General features: G+C 73.9%; 4 protein-coding genes. All 4 read left to right on the top strand.

All coding sequences use genetic code 11. The features are described from left to right. On the top strand, positions 1 to 290 hold a 290-nt coding region (locus KS423_RS43075; RefSeq protein WP_224285147.1), incomplete at its 5' end, for an aminotransferase class III-fold pyridoxal phosphate-dependent enzyme. Between the two features lie 21 nt (positions 291 to 311). Continuing rightward, positions 312 to 1,166, top strand: a complete 855-nt coding sequence (locus KS423_RS43070) for a TauD/TfdA family dioxygenase (protein ID WP_224285146.1) — start codon at positions 312 to 314, stop codon at positions 1,164 to 1,166. After that, positions 1,163 to 1,948, top strand: a complete 786-nt coding sequence (locus KS423_RS43065; RefSeq protein WP_224285145.1) for an SDR family oxidoreductase — start codon at positions 1,163 to 1,165, stop codon at positions 1,946 to 1,948. Before KS423_RS43070 ends, KS423_RS43065 begins: the two co-directional genes overlap by 4 nt. 3 nt (positions 1,949 to 1,951) lie before the next feature. Continuing rightward, positions 1,952 to 2,668 (top strand): methyltransferase domain-containing protein (locus KS423_RS43060; RefSeq protein ID WP_224285144.1); only part of this gene is annotated, 717 nt, incomplete at its 3' end.

The raw sequence follows: 2,668 nt of genomic DNA, 5'->3' as shown, positions 1-2,668 counted from the left end.
CCCGGCTGCTGGCCGGGCTGCGCGCGGTCGCCGCCGAGGCGCCCGGGATCGCCGACGTCCGCGGGCTCGGGCTGATGGCCGCCAGCGAGTTCTGCCGCCCGGACGGCACCCCGGATCCGGAGGCGGCCCGGCGGGCCCAGCAGACGGCGGCCGAGTACGGCCTGCTGCTGTTGCTGTGCGGGATCCATCTGAACGTGGTCCGGATGATCCCCGCGCTGGTCGTCACGGCCGAACAGATCGACGAGGGCCTGGAGCTGTGGGCGAAGGCCGTCGCGGCCGGCGGCCGGTAGGGAGGAGAGGACGTGGACGCGGTGACCGAAATCGGTTGGAGCAGCCTGGAGCTGGACGCCCGGCGGGAGCTCTGGTCGCTCCCGTTGGGGGAGCGGGAGCGACGGCTGCTCTGGGCCGACGCGCGGGCTGGACGCTGGGACGCGGCCGAGGAGGTGCGGGCCCGGCTGCGGGAGTTCGTCCGGAAGGCCGCCGACTCGGTCGGCATCACCCATGTGAGCGGACTGGTGGACCCGGCCCACCCGGAGCAGGAGATCACCGAGGTGCTCTCCTTCCTGCTGCGGGACTTCGGCCGGATCGTGCCGCAGAACGGGCGCGGTGACCTCACCTCGGTGCTGCACGACCAGGACGGCGACGGCAACACCGAACTCGGCTTCCACTGCGACACCTGCGACCTGCTGGTCCTGCTCTGCATCCGGCCCGCCTTCGACGGCGGCGGGCTGACCAAGCTGGCGAGCGCCCGGCACGTGCACGACCTGATCCAGCGGGAACGGCCGGACGCGCTGTCCACGCTCCGCGAGGACTGGACCTTCGAGCGCAGCGGCCGGGCGGGCCCGCAGGTGGTGGTCACCCCGATCCTGTACGACCGCAAGGACGGAACGGTCGGCTGCTACTACCAGACCCGCACCGTCCGTTCGTCCCCCGACCGCGGCGGTCCGGAGCTGACGGACCGTCAGTGGGAGGCGCTCGGCGTGCTGGACGAGGTGCTCTACCGGCCGGAGATCGCCTTCGGACTGTCGATGGCCGCCGGTGACCTGCTGATCATCCGCAACAGCCGGGTTCTGCACGGGCGTTCGGCCTTCGCCGACGAGCCCGGACGGTACGCCCGGCGGATGCTGCGGGTCTGGGTCAACGAGGGGGAGGAGTGGGCGCCGTGACCACCACGGGAGAGGCCGTCAGCGCGGCCGCACCGCACGGGCGGGTGGCGATCGTCACCGGCGGGGGCAGCGGGCTCGGCCGGGCCTCGGCGCTGGCCCTGCTGGCGGCCGGCTGGACCGTGGTCGTCGCCGGGCGGCGCAAGGACGCGCTGGAGGAGACCGCGGTCCTGGCCGGGCCCGGCGCCTGCCGGGTGCTGCCCGTCCCGACCGACATCCGCAGCCCGGAGGAGGTCGCCCGGCTCTTCGACACCGTCCTCGACCGGCACGGCCGGCTGGACCTGCTGTTCAACAACGCGGGCGCCGCCGCCCCGCGCCGGCCGATCACCGAGACCCCGTTCGAGGACTGGAACCGGGTGCTGGACACCATCGTCACCGGCGGCTTCCTCTGCGCCCGCGAGGCCTTCCGGGTGATGAGCACCCAGACCCCGCAGGGCGGGCGGATCATCAACAACGGCGCGCCCTCGGCCTACGTGCCGCGCCCCGACTCGATCGCGTACACCGCCGCCAAGCACGCCGTCCTCGGCCTCACCAAGGTGCTCGCCCTGGACGGCCGGCCGTACGGCATCTCGTGCGGGCAGATCGACGTCGGCAACGTCACCCCGGTGGACGGCGGCCCGCAGCCGGCCGCGATGCAGGCCGACCGGACCATGGCCGTCGAGGCGACCATCCCGGTGGAGCGCTTCACCGAGGCCCTGGTGCTGATGGCCTCGCAGCCGCCGGACACCACCATCCAGTCCCTGGTGGTGCTGCCGACCACCATGCCGTTCGTCGGGAGGGGTTGAGCCGTGCTGGTCAGCGCGCGCTCCTTCGCGGAGTACCGGGCGATGTTCGCGCTCACCGAGCGCGACCTGGAGCAGCGCGTCCTGGACTGCCCGGCCGGCGCCGCGAGCTTCGTGGCGGAGGCCGGGCAGCGCGGCGTCGACGCTGTCGCCGTCGACCGCCAGTACGCCGAGCACCGCGAGGAACTGGGCCTGCTGGTGGAGCGGGAGACGGAGTTCAAGCGCGAGCGGCTGGTGAAGGAGACGGTCGGCTACGCCCGGGCCTGGTACGCCGACGCGGACGACATGATCCGCCAGTGGACCGCCAACGCCCGCGCCTTCCGCGCGGACATCGCCGCCCGCCCGGAGCGCTACCTGGCCGGCTCGCTACCCGAACTCCCCTTCGCCGACGACTCCTTCGACCTGGCGCTCAGCTCGCACCTGCTGTTCTCGTACGGCAACCGGCTGGGCAGGGAGTTCCACCGGGCGGGGCTGCTGGAGCTCGCCCGGGTGGCGCGCCGGGAGGTCCGGATCTTCCCGCTGGTGGTGTACGACACGGGAGCGTGCTACGAGGGTCTGGCGCCGCTGCGCGAGGAACTGGCGGAGCTCGGTGTCCCCAGCCGGGTGGAGCGGGTGGCCTACGAGTTCCAGCCGGGGGCCGACGAGATGCTGGTGCTCTCCAGCGCCGGCTACCGGGCGCCGGCCCGGACCGCGCCGGGCGCGGCGGGGGCCGACGACCCGGTG

The organism is Streptomyces sp. LS1784, from assembly GCF_020103755.1.
In the GTDB taxonomy this organism is placed as follows: domain Bacteria; phylum Actinomycetota; class Actinomycetes; order Streptomycetales; family Streptomycetaceae; genus Kitasatospora.
This window is presented reverse-complemented; position numbering and strand designations above follow the sequence as displayed.